The organism is Micromonospora sp. NBC_01655, assembly GCF_026339755.1.
GTDB lineage: Bacteria > Actinomycetota > Actinomycetes > Mycobacteriales > Micromonosporaceae > Micromonospora.
In genome coordinates, this window is the sequence record NZ_JAPEQF010000001.1 from 3,566,394 (window position 1) to 3,582,451 (window position 16,058).

The window sequence follows — 16,058 nt, forward strand, 5'->3', positions numbered from 1 at the left end:
GCTCGCCCGGTGGGGCCGCCCGGCGGCGGGCGACCCCACCGGTGTGGGCGGTGCCGGAGTGCCGTCGGTGGGCGACCCGAACGCGTGCGGCGCCCCGTCCGGGGTGGACGGGGGCGCCCCGGCGGTGGGGTGTGGTACGGGGTTCGTAACCTTCATGCGACAGGTCGATACATCGAAGTCGGGCAAGCCCGCTGCCCGGCCGGCGACCGGAGGGTGCCGTGCCGTGCGGTCAGCGGGCGCGCGTGCTCTGCCGGACGATCAGCGGGGTGGCCAGCTCGATGCGGTTGCTGCCCAGCTCCTCGCCGTCCATCAGGTTGAGCAGCATCCGGGCCGCCATCCCCGCCATCTCGGTCAGCGGCTGGCGGACGGTGGTCAGCGGCGGCACCGCCCACCGCGCGGCGTCCAGGTCGTCGAAGCCCACGACGCTCATGTCGTCGGGCACCCGCAGCCCGCGCTCGTAGAGGGCCTCGTACGCCCCCCAGGCCATCTCGTCGGAGCACGTGAAGATCGCTGTGGGCGGCCGGGTCAGGTCGAGCAGGGCGTTCGTCTCCCGATAGCCCGACGGGGCGGTGAAGTCCGCGCCGCGGACGTAGCCGGCGGGGATCCGTTGCCCGGCGGCGTCCATGGCGGCGCGGTACCCGTCGACCCGGGCCCGGCTGCACGGCACGGCGGCCGGCCCGCCGATCACGGCGATCCGCTGGTGTCCGAGGCCGAGCAGGTGCTCGGTGGCGGCGCGCCCGCCCGCCCAGTTGGTGGCGCCGACGGAGGGGATGTCCGCCTGGGGCTGCCCGGCCGGGTCGATGACCACCACCGGGATGCCCAGCTCGTCGAGTTGCCCGCGCTGGCTGGTCGAGATGTCGGACAGCACGAGCAGCACGCCGTCGCAGCGCCGGGTGGCGAGCTGCTCGGTCCACCGGCGGTCGGGGCGGTTGCGGTGCCGGCCGTGCACCGCGGAGACGACCACGCCGAACCCGGCGCGGTAGGCGAACTCCTCCACCCCGTCGATGATCTGCATCGCCCACGGGCTGCCCAGGTCCCGCAGCACCAGGTCGATCAGCCCGGCCCGGGCCGCCGGCCGACTGGTCCCGCGGGCGGTGTAGCCCCGCTCGTCGAGCAGCGTCTGCACCCGCCGGCGGGTGCCCGGCGCGACGTCGGGGCGGCCGTTGAGCACCTTCGAGACGGTGGGGATCGACACGCCGGCGGCGCGCGCAATCTCCGCCAGCGTCGCCCGCTGCTGCTCCATGCATCTCCCTCACGAGGTCGGCCCGGCCGCAGCATATCCCGAAACTTTCGGCGGCCGGCCCGGGTGGACCCGCGCCGCCCCGGTCACCCGGCAGCCGCCACCAGCGCAGCCCGGCCGCCGAAACATCTCCGAAAACCTCGGCCGCCCGCACCTGGCCCGCCGGCCAGGTCGCGCCGCGCGTGGGGCGCCCGACGAGCCGCCTTGTGAGTGCGCACATCGACCGGCGGCGTCGCTCCGCCCGGCGCGGCCCGCCTTCGTCCGGGATGGGCGCCGAGGAGTGAAGCGACGGAACGGCGCCGCCCGCAGATCCCGCCGGACAGCATCTTGACGGCGGTGCATGTGAGCGCTAACGCTTCTGCGGGCGGGTGGGCGGAGGATGTCATGAGCGTTTCCCCAGGGCCGGGGGACCGGTACGTCGTCGGTGTCGACTACGGCACGCTGTCTGGTCGGGCGTTGGTGGTGCGCGTCGGCGACGGCGCCGAGCTGGGCACGGCGGTGCACGAGTACCGGCACGGCGTGATGGACTCGGCGCTCGCCGCCGACGGGCGGGCGCTGCCGGCGGACTGGGCCCTGCAGGACCCGCAGGACTACCGCGACGTGTTGCGGCACGCCGTCCCGGCCGCCCTGGCCGCCAGCGGCGTCGACCCGCGGCGCGTCGTCGGCGTCGGCATCGACTTCACGGCCTGCACGGTGCTGCCCACCCTCGCCGACGGCACCCCGCTGTGCGAGCTGCCCGAGTTGCGCACCCGCCCACACGCCTGGGTCAAGCTGTGGAAGCACCACGCCGCCCAGCCCCAGGCGGACCGGATCAACGCCCTGGCCCACGCCCGAGGCGAGCCGTGGATCGGCCGCTACGGCGGGAAGGTCTCCGCCGAGTGGCAGTTCGCCAAGGGCCTGCAACTGCTGGAGGAGGACCCGGAGGTCTACCACCGGGCCGAGCGGTGGATCGAGGCCGCCGACTGGATCGTCTGGCAGCTCTGCGGCGTCGAGACCCGCAACGTGTGCACCGCCGGCTACAAGGGCATCCACCAGGACGGCCGGTACCCGTCCCGGGACTACCTGGCCGCCCTGCACCCCGGCTTCGCCGACTTCGTCGCCAAGATCGATGGTCCGCTCGCCCCGCTGGGGACCCGGGCCGGCGGGCTGACCGCGCGGGCCGCGGCGTGGACCGGCCTGCCCGAGGGCGTCGCCGTGGCGGTGGGCAACGTCGACGCCCATGTCACCGCCGCCGCCGCGCGGGCCCTCGACCCGGGCCGGCTGGTCGTCATCATGGGCACCTCCACCTGCCACATGGTCAACGCCACCGAGCTGGCCGAGGTGCCCGGCATGTGCGGCGTCGTGGACGGCGGGATCAGCGCCGGCTCCTGGGGCTACGAGGCCGGCCAGAGCGCCGTCGGCGACATCTTCGGCTGGTACGTGGCGCACGCAGCCCCCGCCGGCTACGCCTCACACGAGGCGCTGACCGCTGCCGCCGCCGCCCAGCCCGTCGGCGCGCACGGCCTGGTGGCGCTGGACTGGTGGAACGGCAACCGCTCCCCGCTGGTCAACCACGACCTCAGCGGGCTGATCGTCGGGCTCACCCTGGCCACCCGGCCGCCGGACGTCTACCGTGCCCTGCTGGAGTCCACCGCGTACGGCACCCGCATGATCATCGAGGCGTACGCCGAGGCGGGCGTGCCGGTCGACGAGCTGATCGCGGCCGGAGGGCTCACCGCCAACACCCTGCTGATGCAGATCTACGCCGACGTCACGAACCGCCCGCTGGGCATCATCGGCTCCGCGCAGGGCCCGGCACTGGGCTCGGCGATCCACGCGGCGGTCGCCGCGGGCGCGTACCCCGACGTGCCGGCCGCCTCGGCGGCGATGGGCCGGGCCGACCGCGACGTGTACCGGCCCGACCCCGGTCGGGCCCGCGCCTACGACGCGCTGTACGCCGAGTACCGGCGGCTGCACGACCACTTCGGCCGGGGCGGCGACGACGTGTTGTTGCGCCTGCGCGCCATCCGCAACGCCGCCCGGCGGGCGGCCGACCACGACCCGGCCGGGTAGGCGGCGGTCCCCTCGGGGGGATGGCATGAGCCCGGAGCTGCGCGCCGAGGCGACGCGGCCCACCGCGCGGATCGCGCGGCCGACGCTCCCGGCCGGGGCGCTGCGATGAGTCGACTCTGCCCGGTGCTGTCCGGGAAACCACCGGACAGCACCTGCCCCCGCGATGCTGGATCGACCTGGTCACCGTCCGATTACCACAACAGGTGAGGAGCTGTAGTGATCGAAGCAAGCGGGAAGACACAGTCGGAAAGCCTGCCCGGCAGGTCACGCGATCGCCGGGGGACCCTGCGTGTCGCGCTGGAGTCGCTGCTCGGTGTGTTCCTGGCCAGCGGCCTGCTGCTGCTCGGCGCCGGAGCAGCCCAGGCCGGTGCCGGCACGCCGCAGGCTCGGGGGAGTTCGACACTGGGAACCCAGGCGATCGACTTCTACGAGTTCCGGGCGCGGCACAGCGACAAGTGTCTGGACGTGGCGAACGCCAGCATCGCCCACGGCACGCCGGTCGTGCAGGGCAACTGCTGGGGCGGGACGAACCAGCACTGGCGGTGGATCGCGGTCGGGAACGGCTACTACGAGATCCGGGCGCAGCACAGCGACAAGTGCCTGGACGTGGCGAACGCCAGCACCGCCCACGGCACGCCGGTCGTGCAGGGCAACTGCTGGGGCGGGACGAACCAGCACTGGCGTTTAGTCCTGCTCTCCAACGGCTTCTACGAGATCCGGGCGCGGCACAGTGACAAGTGCCTGGACGTGGCGAACGCCAGCACCGCCCACGGCGCCCGGGTCGTGCAGGGCGACTGCTGGGGTGGGACCAACCAGCACTGGCGGCTGGCGTACGCCGGAACCTGGGGCTGATCCCACGGTACTGCTGCGGTGGGTCAGGCTCCGCGCTCGTGGCGGGGCCTGACCCGTCGGTGGCGGTCATCGCTCGACGCGGCTTGCACGCCCGTCCCGGCGCGGCGTCGCCGGTCGGTGCCCTCGGTAGGGTGGGGCCATGCTCGACGTACCCTGGCCGGCGTCGACCGAGGATCGACCGGGGCGCCGGGCCGGGCCGCCAGGGCTGGCCGGGTGGTGCCTACGGGTCGTCCGGTCGCGGCTCTTCGAGGTCGCCATCGTCGTGCTCATCATGGCCAACGGGGTGGTGCTCGGCGTCGAGACGTACCGCGACCTGGGGCCGGCGCGGCCGGTGCTGCAATGGTTGGAGTGGGTCTTCCGGGCCGCCTTCGTCGCCGAGATCGCCGTCCGGGTGCTGGCCTACGGTCGCCGGCCGCAGGACTTCTTCCGGCACGGCTGGAACGTCTTCGACTTCGTCGTGACGGCCGCGATCTTCCTGCCCGGCCTGCACGGCGACTCCGCGCTGCTGCGCGTCGTGCGGGTCGCCCGGATGCTGCGGCTGGTGCGGTTCTCGCCCGGGCTGCGCACCATCGTCGCGGCGCTGTTGCGCAGCCTGCCAGGCGTTGCCGGCTTCCTCGCGCTGGCCGGGGTGACCCTCTACGTGTACGGGATGGCCGGCTGGCTCATCTTCGGCAGGGCCCAGCCGGAGCAGTACGGCGACATCGGGCGGTCGCTGCTGACCCTGTTCGTGCTGCTGTCCCTGGAGACGCTGCCGGACCTCGTCGAGCAGGGCATGGCCCTGTCCCCGTGGACCCTGGTCTACTACGTCAGCTACGTCATCATCACCGTGAACCTGCTGCTCAACATCCTGATCGCGGTCATCGTCAACTCGATGGAGGAGGCCCGCCGGCTGGAGATGACCGAGCGGCTCGCGCCCGGCCACGACGAGGACGGCGACGGGGTGCCCGACGAGGTGGACCGGATCGCGCTCACCCAGCGGCTGGACGACCTGTGGGCCGTCATCGCCGAGTTGGAGCGGGAGCTGCGCATCGACCGGGACGACCCGCCGCGCCCGCGCCGCGACCCGGGGTGACCGGACCGCCGGAGGCGATGGGCCGGCGCGGGGGCCGACGCCCGGACGGATAGGGTGCGGGCTGACGGCGACCCGACGGAGGATGACGTGGCGCGCACGACGACGGTGGACGTGCCGGTGGGCGGCGGGGTCGCCGACGCGGTCCTGGTCCGGCCGGACGGCGACGGCCCGTTCCCGGCCGTGCTGTTCTTCATGGACGCGTTCGGCCTGCGGCCCCGGCTCGTCGAGATGGCCGAGCGGATCGCCTCCCGGGGGCACGTCGTGCTGGTGCCCAACCTGTTCCACCGGGCCGGCCGGGCCCCGCTGTTCGACCTCTCCCGCCTGGCCGACCCGCAGGAGCGCGGCCGGGCCTTCGCGCGGATCATGCCGCTCATCGCCGCGCTGACCCCGGAGGTGGTGGCCGGGGACGCGGCGGCGTACCTGGACTTCCTGGCCGCCCGGGACGACGTGGCGCCCGGCCCGGTGGTCGTCACCGGCTACTGCATGGGCGGTACGAACGCCCTGCGCGCCATCGAGGCGCATCCCGGCCGGATCGCGGCGATGGCCAGCTTCCACGCCGGCCGGGTCGTCACCGACGCGCCGGACAGCCCCCACCGGGGCGTCGGCTCCGTGACCGGCGAGCTGTACTTCGCCCACGCCGACCAGGACCAGTCCATGACGCCCGAGCAGATCGCGACGCTGGAGGCGGCGCTCGACGCGGCGGGGGTCCGGTACCGGTCCGAGCGGTACACCGGCGCCACCCACGGGTTCACCATGGCCGACACCGCCGCCTACGACGAGCGGGCCGCCGAGCGGCACTGGGTCGCCCTGTTCGACCTGCTGGACCGCACCTTCCGCGGCTGAGCGCGACCGGGGCTCAGTCGCCCCGCCCGCTTCCCCGCCCCCGTCCGGCTGCCCGCCCCGTCCGCCTTGATCGACTTCAGGTCAGTGACATCGCGGTCCGGGTCGATCGGGATGCCCCGTTGTCGTCGATCCGGTGCCGATCACGGGGCGGGGCCCGGGGCGCCGACACCGACGGCGGCGGGACCCGGTGGGGAGTCCCCGCTTGACGGATGACACGGCGGTGCGCGTCGGCCTCGCGGTCGGCGCGCGCCGCCGTGCCGGGTCACTGCTGGATGGGCTTGCCGTCGTTGCCGCAGATGTAGCCGTCGACGACGCACTGCTGCACCCGGTCGGCCAGGGCCTGCTCGTCCCAGGCGTTGAAGAAGTCGCCGTGGAAGGTGTAGCCGGGGGCCGTGGTGACGTTGGCCCCGTCGCGGGTGCCGCCCAGCGTGAGCCCGGTCCCGCGCACGTCGTACGTGATGAGGAACTCCAGCCGGGGCACGGGCACCGGGTGGCTGGCCGGGCAGGTGCCGCCGACGCCGCCCAGGCCGAACGCCATGTGGCTCTTGTGGTCGGCGCTGTCCAGGTTCCTCCCGTCCCAGCAGGTCGGGAAGTCGAGGTACGTCTCCAGCTTGGAGCCGGCCGGGCAGACCGGTAGGTCGCGGCTGGCCTGGGGGATACCGACGCAGTTCCACCGGGCCGCCGGGTTCTGGTCGGGGCTGGTCGCGAGGGCGTTGCCGACCACGATCCGCAGGCCCTGGGGGTACGGCCGGACGTTCGCCCGGTCGGTGAGCCCCTGGTAGTAGATCCGGACGCTCTGCGGCGCGACCGCCGTGCCGTTCTGGTAGAGCGTCGGCACCCAGTACGCGGACCTGTCGGCCACCGGGTTGCAGGTCGTTCCGCCGGCCCGCAGCGAGGTGAGGGTGGAGTACGCGTTCGTCGAGGTGTTGCCGAAGAACTCGTGCATGTGCGAGGCGCCCGGCTGGCCCGGCCGGACGATCGGGTCGTCGTTGGCGCGTCCCTTGCTCGGGCAGTCGGCCCGGAACTCCGAGCCGCGCACCGGGGCGAGCTGGAGCTCCAGGGCGGCCCGCTCCTGCTCCGGGCTGAGCACGTACGCGTGGTCGGCGTGGCCGCCGGGCGCCGCCTGCGCGTCAACGGCGTCGCGGCCGGCCAGCACCCCGCTGGCCACCAGGGTCAGCAGGGCGACGGCCAGCGCGCCGGCCCGGCGCAGGTACGGGTGTCCGGTCGGATCGGCGCCGCCGCGCCCTCGGGTGAACCGCATGCTTCCTCCTCGCCCGGCGCACCGGGCACCGGCCCGGGATCGCCGGGCCGTCAACGGGACGGATGGGGGGTGAGAGCGCTCTCACCTCTCAGGAGAACCGAAGTGAACGACAATTGTCAATCTGTGTGACGGTGGGATCCCGCTCCACTGAGGACAGGTGAGCCCGGACGCCGGCCGGCCGCCCGACCCTGCCCCGACGGCCGGCCCCGCCGCCCCGTCGGTCCTCAAGGGTGTCCGAAGGGGGTGGTCGGGGCCGTACCTTCACCGGTCAGGAGGGCATTGACCTGCGTTGCTTCACCGCGCCGAGATCAACTCGTTACGCCAGTGATACGTGGCAGCCCGACAGTGGGCGCATCGTCTCCGACCCAGGAGGAGCACCCCTTGGCACCCACCCCACCGACCGACGCCGAGCTGAACGTCTTCATCCGCGCCCGGCTCGCGTCCCTCGGCATCGACCTCGACCAGCTTCCGCCCGGCACCACCGCCGACCCGGAGACCGGCTCGCCGGGCCGCGACTCCGTGCTGGCCTCCCTGCGCTCCTTCGTGCGCGGCACGGTGGGCGCCCTCGCCGCGTACCGGCTGCCCGCGCCGGCCGGCACCGCCGACCCCGCCGTCGCGCAGGCCCTGTCCCAGCAGCCCGCGCCGATGCTCTACCCCTCGGTCAGCACGGAATGGCGGAAGTGATGAGCGCAGCCCCCGTCGACCGCGGCGTCGACCGCCGCGCCTTCCTGGCCCGCACCGCCGCCCTGGCCGCCGCCTCGGCCGTCGGCGGCGCGGTCGCGCTGCCCGCCGTGGCGTCGGCGGCCGGCCCGGCCCGAACACCCCGCCTGCCGGCGGCGAGGTGGAACCCGGCGCTGGACGTGCCCCGCGCCTACGTCGAGCCCCGCCCGGAGGCGGTGGCCGACCCGACCGAGCTCACCGTCGCCGAGGCGGCCTGGCTGATCCGCGCCGGCAAGCTGACCCCGGCCAAGCTGGTCGAGGCGTACCTGGCCCGCGTCTCGACCCATGAGGGCACGTACCAGGCGTTCAACCTGGTGCTCGCCGAGGCGGCGGTCGAGGCGGCCACCGCCCTGGCGAAGAAGCCGCGGCGGGGCGCGCTGCACGGCATCCCGCTGGCTGTGAAGGACAACTACTACACCGCCGGGGTGCCCACCACCGCCAACTCCTACCTGTTCGCCGACTTCCGGCCGCCGTTCGACGCCACGGCGGTGGCGAAGCTGCTGGCCGGCGGGGCGATCGTGCTCGGCAAGACCCAGATGGGGCCGCTGGCCACCACCCGGGCCACCACCCCGAACGGGGTGGTCACCACGGTCAACGCGTGGACCCCGGCCGACATCCGCACCGATCCGGGCGGCTCGTCCACCGGCACCGCCACGGCCGTCGCCGGGCGACTCGCCGTCGCCGGCACCGGCACCCAGACCGGCGGCTCGATCACCGCGCCGTCCAACGCGCAGAACCTCACCGGCCTCAAGCCGACGATGGGCCGGGTCTCGCTGCACGGCATCATCCCGCTCAGCTACACCCGCGACCACCCCGGCCCGCTGGCCCGCGACGCCAAGGACGCGGCCATCATGCTCACCGCGATGGCCGGCGAGGACCCGGCCGACCCGCGCACGCAGGGCCTGCCCGAGGTGCCGAACCTGATCGACGCGGCCACCCCGGCGTACCAGGGCGGCCGGCTGAAGCTGCGCTGGAAGACCCGCATCGGCGTGCTGCCCGGCTTCACCGCCGGCACCTCGGAGACCACGGCGGCCCGGCAGGCGTACCTGGCGAAGCTCGCCGCGATCCCCGGCGCCACGGTGGTCGACGTGCCGCTGCCCGACGACTGGGAGCTGCTCACCGGCGGCGCGTTCAACAACGTCCGGCTGCCGGAGCGCAGCGAGCCGTTCATGCCGTACCTGCGCACCGACCTGCGCGGCTTCGGGGTGTCGGTGACCGGCTGGTTGCAGGGGGCGCTGCTGGGCGGCAACGAGTTCATCACCGGCCAGCGGGCCAAGCTGCTGCTGCTCGAACGCGTCCTGGACCAGCTCTTCGAGGCCTGCGACGTGGTGGTGCAGACCAGTCCGGTGCCGTTCGACATCCTCGGCCTGCCGGAGATCGCCTTCCCGATCGGGTTCACCACCAGGGGTGTGCCGATCGGCACCGTCCTCGGCGGCCTGCCGTACGGCGAGGACCGGCTGCTGTCGGTCGTGGCCGCGTACCAGGCGGTCACCGACTGGCACTGGCGCCGGCCACCGGACCCGGTGCCCGCCCCGGCGGCGGCGCGCGGCGCGGCGCCCGCCGGCCTGCGGCTCACCGCCGAGGAGGTCGCCGAGCTGTCCCAGTGACGCGCACCCCGGCCTAGGTGTCCGGCCTGGCCCGCGCCGGGCCGGACACCTAGGGGGCGCGTCAGCGGGACTGGAGGGCCCGGACGTTGTCGCCGAACGTCCAGCCCTTCGACCCGTCCCAGTTCAGGGACCAGGTCATCAGTCCCTTGAGGCCGCCGCCGTAGGTGTTCCACGCCTGCGCCACCGCCGACGGCGCGAGGTGGCCGCCGCCGGCGCCGGGCTGGGCGGGCAGGCCGGGGACCTGCTTGTCGTACGGGACCCGGATCGTGGTGCCCTGCACGACCAGGCCGGTGTTGAGGCAGTCGGTCTGGACCGTGAAGCCCTGCACGGTGCCGGCGGCGTACGAGTCGCCGTGGCAGCCGTACATGCTGCCGTTGTAGTACTGCATGTTCAGCCACCACAGCCGGCCGTTGTCGGCGTACTTCTTGACGATCGGCAGGTACGCGCCCCAGATCGAGCCGTAGGTGACGCTGCCGCCGGTGACGTACGCGGTCTCCGGCGCCATGGTGAGGCCGAAGCCGGCGGGCATCTGGGCGAGCACGCCGTCGATGATGCGGACCAGGTTGGCCTGCGACGCCGAGAGCCGGTTGATGTCGCCGCTGCCGGTCAGGCCGGTCTCGATGTCGATGTCGATGCCGTCGAAGTTGTACCGCTTGAGGATCGGCACGACGGTGGCGACGAACCGGTCGGCGACGGTCGCCGAGTTGAGGTCGATGCCGGCGGTGGCGCCTCCGATGGACAGCAGGACGGTGAGGCCGGCCGCCTTGGCCCGGCACATCTCCGCCGGGGTGGGCACCTTCACGGTGGCGTCCATGCCGTCCTCCCACAGCACGGTGCCGTCGGAGCGGATCACCGGGAACGCGGCGGTGACCACGTTGTACCCGTGGGCGGTGATCCGGGAGTCGGTGATCGGGATCCAGCCCAGCGGCGGGTGCACGCCGTTGGCCGCGCCGTCCCAGTTCTCCCAGTAGCCCTGGAGCACCTTGCCGGCCGGCCTCGGCTTGAGCGCGCAGGTCTCGGTGCCCGGCGGGGGCGTCGTGGTCGGCGTCGGCGTCGGCGGCACGGTCGGCGAGGCGGTGGGGGAGGGCGACGAGGTCGCGGTGGGCGGGGGGGAGGGGGTGCCGTCGCAGGCCCCGAGGTCCTTCCACAGTGAGGGCGTGGCCGCGGGGTTCCAACCCGCGCCGGCCGGCGGGGTGTGCGTCACGAGGGCCTGGTAGAGCCGGCCGGCGTAGCTGACCTGGGTGCCGGCCGGATAGCTGGTGCCCTCGGCCCACCCCGGGGCGGAGCAGGCCACGGCGGCGGCCGTCGCCGGGCCGGTGGCCACCGCCGCGAGACCGCCCGTGGCGGTGAGGCCCCCGGTGGCGACGACCAGCGCCGTCCCCGCCAGCAGGGCAGTGGCCCCGCGTCGAAGTTTCATGACATCTCCTCCCGTCGATGGCCGGGAGCGTATCAGTAAAGATTGTTAAATAAAAAGAGGCGTTGCAATCGATCTATGTCGATGAATAGGCTGGCCCGGTCCCCGCTCACCCCGTCACCCAGTGGAGCGTGACCCATGCGTCTGTCCAAGGTGTCCCGGATCATCGCCACCCTCGCCGCCGCCGCGACGGCGGCGCTCGGCCTCACCGCCGTGCAGGCAGCGCCGGCATCCGCCGCCGTCCGCAACGTCTGCTACAACACCAGTCAGGCCGGCCCCTTCGCCAGCTACGCCAACCAGGCCGCCACGATCTGGAACAACTACACCAACAACATCAACATGGCCCAGTGCGGCTCGAACCTGATGATCTACTACACCTACGGCGGCGGCTCGTACGCCCAGCGCACGAGCCTCGGCAACGGCCGCGTGGTCATCGACTACTACCAGGCCCAGCAGTACAGCCCGCTGCGGATCATGACCCACGAGATCGGGCACATCCTCGGCCTGCCGGACAACTACAACGGCAACTGCGCCATCCTGATGTCCGGCGGCAGCGCCGGCACCTCCTGCACCAACCCGTACCCGAGCACCGCCGAGGCCGCCGCGGTCGACTCGTACTTCGGCTTCGCCGCCCGCACCGCCACGGGCGCCGGGGTCTTCACCGGTAGCTGGCCGGCCCCCGCGACGGTCGGCGCCCAGGGCTGACGCCCGGGCGGCCTGCCCGCTCCCACGGCCCGGCCGGGGTCGGCGTGTCCGCCGACCCCGGCCGGGCCGCACCTTGCGCGGTGATCGAGAGGTTTACGTCGGACTCGGGGCGCAGACCTGACGCAACCCTCTTGATCACCGCGCTGGGGTGGGGTGGGTTACCGGTCGTTGGTGTCGGTGGGGGCCATCACCCGTAGCGCGTTGGCGGCCAGGCCGATCCGGATCGGGGTCTGCCCGCACAGCTCGCCGTCGACCTCGACGCGCGCCGGTCGGTCGGTCTCCAGCCAGAGTTCGCCCACGGCGAGGAACGGCGTCTCGGCGAGGGTGCGCCGGTGGCCGGTGGCGGCGTTGCGGGCCGTGTCGCGCAGCAGCCCGCGCCGGGTCGGCCCGCCGACCGGGTACGCCACCAGCAGCCGGTCGTCGGCGTCGGTGTCGGCGGTGATCGGCCGGCCGGCGTGGAAGCCGCCGTTGGCCACGTAGAGCTGGTGGGTGTGGAACTCGTGGGTGCCGCCCCCGGCGCGGACGGTGGCCCGCAGCGCCCGGTGCCGGGCGAGCAGCGCCAGCGCGGTGGCCGGGTACGCCAACCGCCCGGTGACCCGCTTGAGCGCGGGTGGCGTGCGCAGCATGATGTCGGCCGACAGCCCCACGCCGACGTGGTTGGCGAACGGCACGTCCCCGGCCAGCCCCAGGTCGACGTCGATCACCTTGCCCTCGGCCAGGACGGCCACGGCGGCGTCGAGGTCGAGCGGGAGGCCGAGGGTGCGGGCGAAGTTGTTGGTGGTTCCCAGCGGCAGCAGGCCCAGCGCGACGTCGCGGTGGGCGAGCAGGCGGGCGGCGGCGCTCTGCGTGCCGTCGCCCCCGCCCGCGACGAGCAGGTCCGGCCCGAGGGCGAGGGCGTCGTCCAGGCTGCGCTCCAGCTCGCCGGGCCGGTCGGCCGGATAGCAGCCGAGCAGGGTGAAACCGGCCTCCGTCAGCCGGGTCCGGGCGTGTTCGTAGAACCGGTGGCCCCGGCGCGAGCGGGCGTTGACCACCAGCGCCGCCCGTCGCTGTCGCCGGATGGCCGCGCCCAGCTCCTGCTTCGTCCGCATGGGTGCCGACCCTATCTCCGTCGGCCCCGCAGCCGTCCGGTCAGCGGCGGTCCAGGGCGCGGCGGAGGTTGCCGCCGAAGACGTCGGCGGCCTCGGCGGCGGAGAGCTGGTCGAGCCCGACCGGGTGCAGGGTCTGCGCGAAGGACACGTGGTCCAGGCTGGGGGAGAAGTCCGAGCCCCAGTACAGCCGCCGCGTGCCGAACCGGTCGAGCAGCAGGTCGACGAACGGCCGGGCGGCGGCGTGCGGGTGGTCGTGGGCGGGGTCGCTGACGGCGTACAGGCCGGAGACCTTGACCCCGACGTGGGGCAGCGCGGCCAGCTCGGTCAGCGGGGCGAGCCGGGCCCCGGCCGCCGCCGGGGTGGGCGCCGCCGGCTGCCGGCCGGGCAGGCCGAGGTGGCTGAACAGCACCACGCACCCGTCGAGGGCGGCCAGCGCCGGGCCGAGCCGGCCGATCGCCTCGGGCCCGGCGTTGAGGCTGACCACCGTCGCGGCGGCGTTGAGCGGGCCGGCGTCACCGGCGGCCCAGTCGGCGAACGCGTCGGCCGAGGCCGGGTCCGGCAGGTACGCGGCGACGCCCACGAAGCCCGCCGTCCGCAGCCGGTCCAGGCCGTTGCGGTCCGTGCCGGTGGCCGGCAGGTACGCCAGCGGCGCGATCCAGTCGTGCTCGGCCGCGAGCCGCGCGAGGTGGGCGTTGTTGCCGGCGAACCCAGGTTCACCCTCGTAGCCGACCACGAGCGCCCGGTCGATGCCGTGTTCGCGGCGCAACGTCTGGTAGACGGCGAATTCGTCGCCCCCGGCCGGGGACCGTCCGTAGCGGCCCGGGTAACCGTCGGCGAACAGGTGCAGGTGTGCGTCGGCGCGTGGCATGGCCGGACCCTAACCGATTCCGGCCGGCCCATTGACGTGGGAGGACCCCTCCTTTAGGTTCTTGTCTCAATTAGGTCCGGATTATCGGCCGCAGGCGAGGGGTGGACCGCGTGGTGCAGGCGCACGAGGATGTTGACGATCTGGTACGGCTGCGTCGGCAGCTTCACCAGTACCCGGAGCTGCGGTTCACGGAGCGGCAGACCGCGGCGACTCTCGCCGGCCGGCTCGCGCCGATCGCCCGGGTCTGCTCCGGAGTCGCCGGCACCGGCCTCGTCGCCGAGATCGAAGGACGTGCACCGGGACCCTCGGTTCTGCTTCGGGCCGATATGGACGCCTATCCGGTCCAGGATGCCAAGGAGGTGCCCTGGGCGTCGGGCAACGCCGGGGTCTGCCACGCCTGCGGGCACGACGTGCATATGACCGTCGTGCTCGGCGTCGCGGCCCGGCTCGCGGCCGACCCGCCCGCCCGGGGCTCGGTGACCGTGCTGTTCCAGCCGGCCGAGGAGATCCCGTTCGGCGAGGACTCCGGCGCCGCCGCGGTGCTAGCCGACGAGGCCCTGCGCGGCCGGCGCTTCGACGCCGTCCTCGGCCTGCACTGCTGGCCCGACCTGCCGGTCGGGGCGGTCGGCGTGGACCGGGTGACCGCGATGGCGGCCAAGGACGCCTTCCGGGTCGAGGTGCTCGGCCGGGCCGCGCACGCCGCCACCCCGGCGCTGGGCCGCGACGCCATCCTCGGCCTGGCCGGCATCGTCAACCTGCTGCACGCCGGGGTGGCCCGCTCCCGCAACCCCCACGAGCTGGTCGCCTTCAACATCGGCACGATCTCCGGCGGGGCCAGCCAGAGCCAGGTCGCCGAGCGCGCGGAGGCGACCGGCACGCTGCGTACCCACGACGAGGCCACCCGCGGGCGGCTCAAGGAGGTCATCGAGCGCATCGCCCGTCAGCAGGCCGCCGCGCTCGACCTGGGCCTGCGCTTCACCTGGGCCAACGAGATGCCCCCGGTGCGCAACGCCGCGTCGCTGGTGGCCCTCGCGCACGCCGAGCTGGCCGGCCTGGTCGAGGTCGCCGACCTGACCGCGCCCCCGCTGACCACCGACGACTTCGCCCTGCTCGGCGCGCTCGGCCCCAGCCTGTACGTCAAGCTCGGGGTCACCGGCGAGCGCGGCGGCGCGCCGCTGCACTCCGGCGCCTTCGACGTCGACGAACGGTGCCTCGGGGTGGGCGTGGCCGCCCTGGAACGCCTCACCCGGGCCGTCCTCGACGGCCGGCTGGCCACTGTCGACGCGGCCCCCTGCGCCTCGGCCGTCGAGGCGGTCGGGGCATGAGCCGTCCGTCGGTCGCCGTGGTCGGCGCGGGGGCGTTCGGCGTCCGGCACCTGGCCGCGTACCGGTCGCTCGGCGTGCCGGTGCGGGCCCTGGTCGAGCCGGACGCGGCGACCCGGCAGCGGGTCGCCGTCGAGTACGGGGTGCCGCAGACGTACGCCTGCGTGGCCGACCTGCTCGCCGCCGCCCCGCCCGACGCGGCCTCGGTGTGCGTGCCCGGCCCGGCGCACCGCCCGGTGGCCGTGGACCTGCTCACCGCCGGGGTGCCGGTGCTGGTGGAGAAGCCGCTGGCCGCGACCGTCATCGACGCCGCCGCCATCGTGGCCGTCGCCGAGCGCACCGGCGTGCTCTGCCAGCCGGGGCACATCCTGCGGTACAGCGCCCCGCACCGGGCCCTGCACGACGTGGTCCGCGCCGGCCGGCTCGGCCAGGTGCTCGCCGTCTCGTCCCGCCGCGACCGGCCCCGGACGCTGAGCCGGCTCTTCCCCCGCGAACACCCCGCGCTGCTCACCGCCGTGCACGACATCGACCTGGCCCTCTGGTACGCCGGGGCGCCCGTGGTCGAGGTCCGCGCGGCGGCCCGGACCCGCCCCGGATCGGCCACCCCGGTCCTGGTGTGGGCGGAGCTGCGGCACGCCAACGACGTCGTGTCGTCGATCCGCAACAGTTACCTGCTCCCCGAACACACCCCGAACCACACCTCGGACCTGGTCGAGGTGTACGGCACCGACGGGGTCGCGCACGTCGACCTCGGCCACCCCACGTTGCTCGTCCAGGGCGAGCCGACCGAGGCGCCGGACTGGCTCCTCTCCCCGGTCGACGGCGGCGGAGCGCTCGCCGCCGAGCTGCGGCACTTCCTCGGCCAGGTCGACGGCACCGCACCGACGGCGGTCGTCCCGCTCGCCGACGGCCTGCACGTCGTGCGGGTCGCCGAGGCCGTGGCCGACAGCGCCACCGCCGGCGGCGCGGTCCGCCGGATCCCCCCGAGCCCCCACTTGTGACAGGAGCTACCCG

The 16,058-nt window shown here is 74.4% G+C and carries 14 protein-coding genes; 9 read left to right on the top strand and 5 right to left on the bottom strand.

Annotated elements, in window-relative coordinates; translation table 11 throughout:
- Positions 1 to 229: 229 nt before the first annotated feature.
- Entirely contained in the window at positions 230 to 1,243 is a 1,014-nt protein-coding gene (locus OOK41_RS16445; protein ID WP_117671909.1) for a LacI family DNA-binding transcriptional regulator, read from the bottom strand.
- 381 nt (positions 1,244 to 1,624) lie between these two features.
- Here OOK41_RS16445 and araB point away from each other — a divergent pair, with 381 nt between their 5' ends.
- From araB to OOK41_RS16465, 4 genes are all read left to right on the top strand, one after another.
- Positions 1,625 to 3,292, top strand: a complete 1,668-nt coding sequence (gene araB / locus OOK41_RS16450) for a ribulokinase (RefSeq protein WP_266265823.1) — start codon at positions 1,625 to 1,627, stop codon at positions 3,290 to 3,292.
- A 216-nt stretch (positions 3,293 to 3,508) separates the two neighbouring features.
- Positions 3,509 to 4,144: an RICIN domain-containing protein gene (locus OOK41_RS16455; protein ID WP_266265825.1), complete on the top strand. Its 636-nt coding sequence runs from the start codon at positions 3,509 to 3,511 to the stop codon at positions 4,142 to 4,144.
- A gap of 139 nt (positions 4,145 to 4,283) precedes the next feature.
- Positions 4,284 to 5,216 (top strand): ion transporter, encoded by a 933-nt coding sequence (locus OOK41_RS16460; RefSeq protein ID WP_266265827.1) that lies wholly within the window; start codon positions 4,284 to 4,286, stop codon positions 5,214 to 5,216.
- A gap of 87 nt (positions 5,217 to 5,303) precedes the next feature.
- A complete protein-coding gene (locus tag OOK41_RS16465) occupies positions 5,304 to 6,059 on the top strand; it encodes a dienelactone hydrolase family protein (RefSeq protein WP_266265828.1) in 756 nt (251 codons plus the stop codon).
- A 262-nt stretch (positions 6,060 to 6,321) separates the two neighbouring features.
- Here OOK41_RS16465 and OOK41_RS16470 read toward each other — a convergent pair whose 3' ends face one another.
- Positions 6,322 to 7,320: a DUF1996 domain-containing protein gene (locus OOK41_RS16470; RefSeq protein ID WP_266265830.1), complete on the bottom strand. Its 999-nt coding sequence runs from the start codon at positions 7,318 to 7,320 to the stop codon at positions 6,322 to 6,324.
- Between the two features lie 381 nt (positions 7,321 to 7,701).
- On the opposite strand from OOK41_RS16470, the gene OOK41_RS16475 reads away from it, so the two are divergent.
- Positions 7,702 to 8,004, top strand: a complete 303-nt coding sequence (locus OOK41_RS16475; protein WP_266265832.1) for a hypothetical protein — start codon at positions 7,702 to 7,704, stop codon at positions 8,002 to 8,004.
- A complete protein-coding gene (locus OOK41_RS16480) occupies positions 8,004 to 9,647 on the top strand; it encodes an amidase (protein WP_266265834.1) in 1,644 nt (547 codons plus the stop codon). Before OOK41_RS16475 ends, OOK41_RS16480 begins: the two co-directional genes overlap by 1 nt.
- A gap of 61 nt (positions 9,648 to 9,708) precedes the next feature.
- Here OOK41_RS16480 and OOK41_RS16485 read toward each other — a convergent pair whose 3' ends face one another.
- A complete protein-coding gene (locus OOK41_RS16485; RefSeq protein ID WP_266265836.1) occupies positions 9,709 to 11,064 on the bottom strand; it encodes a glycosyl hydrolase family 18 protein in 1,356 nt (451 codons plus the stop codon).
- A gap of 135 nt (positions 11,065 to 11,199) precedes the next feature.
- Between OOK41_RS16485 and OOK41_RS16490 the strand changes: the two genes are divergently transcribed.
- Entirely contained in the window at positions 11,200 to 11,766 is a 567-nt protein-coding gene (locus OOK41_RS16490; protein ID WP_117671893.1) for a snapalysin family zinc-dependent metalloprotease, read from the top strand.
- 158 nt (positions 11,767 to 11,924) lie between these two features.
- On the opposite strand, the gene OOK41_RS16495 is transcribed toward OOK41_RS16490, so the two are convergent.
- Positions 11,925 to 12,854 (bottom strand): diacylglycerol kinase family protein, encoded by a 930-nt coding sequence (locus OOK41_RS16495; RefSeq protein WP_266265837.1) that lies wholly within the window; start codon positions 12,852 to 12,854, stop codon positions 11,925 to 11,927.
- A 40-nt stretch (positions 12,855 to 12,894) separates the two neighbouring features.
- The gene (locus tag OOK41_RS16500; protein WP_117671889.1) at positions 12,895 to 13,722 is read right to left on the bottom strand and encodes an amidohydrolase; all 828 of its coding nucleotides are present in this window, start codon (positions 13,720 to 13,722) and stop codon (positions 12,895 to 12,897) included.
- Positions 13,723 to 13,832: 110 nt separating this feature from the next.
- Between OOK41_RS16500 and OOK41_RS16505 the strand changes: the two genes are divergently transcribed.
- Positions 13,833 to 15,047, top strand: coding sequence for a M20 family metallopeptidase (locus OOK41_RS16505; RefSeq protein WP_266265838.1), 1,215 nt, complete (start codon positions 13,833 to 13,835; stop codon positions 15,045 to 15,047).
- The gene (locus tag OOK41_RS16510; RefSeq protein ID WP_266265839.1) at positions 15,044 to 16,045 is read left to right on the top strand and encodes a Gfo/Idh/MocA family protein; all 1,002 of its coding nucleotides are present in this window, start codon (positions 15,044 to 15,046) and stop codon (positions 16,043 to 16,045) included. The genes OOK41_RS16505 and OOK41_RS16510 overlap by 4 nt, the downstream gene beginning before the upstream one ends.
- Positions 16,046 to 16,058: the final 13 nt, after the last annotated feature.

Coding starts and splice junctions, on each gene's coding strand:
- OOK41_RS16485 (WP_266265836.1), bottom strand. CDS start 11,064: ATGAAACTTCGACGCGGGGCCACTGCCCTGCTGGCGGGGACGGCGCTG.
- OOK41_RS16490 (WP_117671893.1), top strand. CDS start 11,200: ATGCGTCTGTCCAAGGTGTCCCGGATCATCGCCACCCTCGCCGCCGCC.
- OOK41_RS16495 (WP_266265837.1), bottom strand. CDS start 12,854: ATGCGGACGAAGCAGGAGCTGGGCGCGGCCATCCGGCGACAGCGACGG.
- OOK41_RS16470 (WP_266265830.1), bottom strand. CDS start 7,320: ATGCGGTTCACCCGAGGGCGCGGCGGCGCCGATCCGACCGGACACCCG.
- OOK41_RS16510 (WP_266265839.1), top strand. CDS start 15,044: ATGAGCCGTCCGTCGGTCGCCGTGGTCGGCGCGGGGGCGTTCGGCGTC.
- OOK41_RS16500 (WP_117671889.1), bottom strand. CDS start 13,722: ATGCCACGCGCCGACGCACACCTGCACCTGTTCGCCGACGGTTACCCG.
- OOK41_RS16480 (WP_266265834.1), top strand. CDS start 8,004: ATGAGCGCAGCCCCCGTCGACCGCGGCGTCGACCGCCGCGCCTTCCTG.
- OOK41_RS16460 (WP_266265827.1), top strand. CDS start 4,284: ATGCTCGACGTACCCTGGCCGGCGTCGACCGAGGATCGACCGGGGCGC.
- araB (WP_266265823.1), top strand. CDS start 1,625: ATGAGCGTTTCCCCAGGGCCGGGGGACCGGTACGTCGTCGGTGTCGAC.
- OOK41_RS16445 (WP_117671909.1), bottom strand. CDS start 1,243: ATGGAGCAGCAGCGGGCGACGCTGGCGGAGATTGCGCGCGCCGCCGGC.